We start from the raw sequence: 1,366 nt of genomic DNA on the forward strand, positions 1-1,366 counted from the left end.
TAGCCGCACCGTGCCGCCGCCGCCGGGCAACAAGCCGAGCTTCACCTCGGGAAGGCCGAGCTTCGCGCCTTGATCGGCAACACGGAAATGGCAGCCGAGCGCCAGTTCCAGCCCGCCGCCGAGCGCGGTGCCGTGGATGGCGGCGACCGTCGGCTTGGCGATGGCTTCAAGCGTCGCCACGATGGCACGCAGGTCCGGCTGCTGCACCGGCTTGCCGAACTCGGTGATGTCGGCGCCGGCGACGAAGGTCCGACCGGCGCAGGCGATGACGATTGCCGAGACCGATGCGTCATCGCGCAGGGCGACCAGCGCCTGCAGCAGCGGCTCGCGGACGTGAAAACTCAGTGCGTTGACCGGCGGATTGTCGATGGTGACGATGGCGACCCCACCCTCGTTCGCGACACTGACAGAATTGGACAAGCGGAGGCCTCCCGAGACCGACTGAGATCGCGGACCGGTTTACTAGGCCGCGCCGCGAATGGGAACCGGATGTTGAACTGGTCCAATGGATGGCCCCACAGGCCGCGGTCGCGCCGTCGACGTTGCCGTCAGCGCACCGCCTTCTCGCCGCCCGCCGCCGTGATCACCCCTACGATGATCAGCCCGGTAAGCAGAAGCCGCACGCCGGCGCTGACGCCGAATGTGTTGAGCATGGTGAGCAGCAGCACCAGGAACAGCGCCGCGCCCCAGACGCCGGGCACATTGGCTTTGCCGCCGGCCACCGACGTGCCGCCGATGACGACGACCGCGATCGAAGCCAGCAAATATTCATTGCCGATATCGACATTGGCGCCGCGGAAATAGCCGGCGAGCAGCGCGCCGTCGATGCCGCCGAGCGCCCCCGACAGCGTGTAGGTGAGGAAGCGGATGCGGCCGACATTGACGCCGGCGAGCCAGGCGGCGCGGATGTTCTGGCCGATCGCCAGCACCGAGCGGCCATAGATCATGCGCTGCAAGGCGATGGCCGCGCCGATGGTGAACAGCACGGTGAGCATCGCCAGCACCGGAATGCCCAGCACCTGCCAGTTGGTGAAATCGGCGAAGCCCGGCGGCGGCTTGATCTGCAGCCCGCGCCCATAGCTGATGTCGACCGACTGGATGATGAAGCTCGCCGACAACGTGGCGATGATCGGCGGAATGCGCAGCGCCCAGATCAGCAGGTAGTTGATGGCGCCGATGGCGGCACCACAGGCGAGCGCCGCCAGCAATCCAACCACGATCATGGCATCGCTGCCGCCCATCACCTTCATGGCAACCGCGCTTGCCAGGCCGATATTGGCCGGCAGCGACAGGTCGACATTGCCGGGCCCGAGCGTGATGACGAACATCTGGCCGACGCCGACGATGACCGTGAACACGGCAAGCG

Annotated in this window: 2 protein-coding genes; both read right to left on the reverse strand. The window is 67.0% G+C overall.

Features of this window, described 5'->3' with window-relative positions; all coding sequences use genetic code 11:
• Nucleotides 1-420, reverse strand: a 420-nt coding sequence (locus EOA36_RS35520; protein ID WP_145969516.1) for an enoyl-CoA hydratase/isomerase family protein, incomplete at its 3' end; no start/stop codon positions are given.
• Between the two features lie 128 nt (nucleotides 421-548).
• On the reverse strand, nucleotides 549-1,366 hold an 818-nt coding region (locus tag EOA36_RS35525), incomplete at its 5' end, for an ABC transporter permease (protein WP_145969517.1).

It is taken from the genome of Mesorhizobium sp. M8A.F.Ca.ET.021.01.1.1 (assembly GCF_003998025.1).
Taxonomy (GTDB): domain Bacteria; phylum Pseudomonadota; class Alphaproteobacteria; order Rhizobiales; family Rhizobiaceae; genus Mesorhizobium.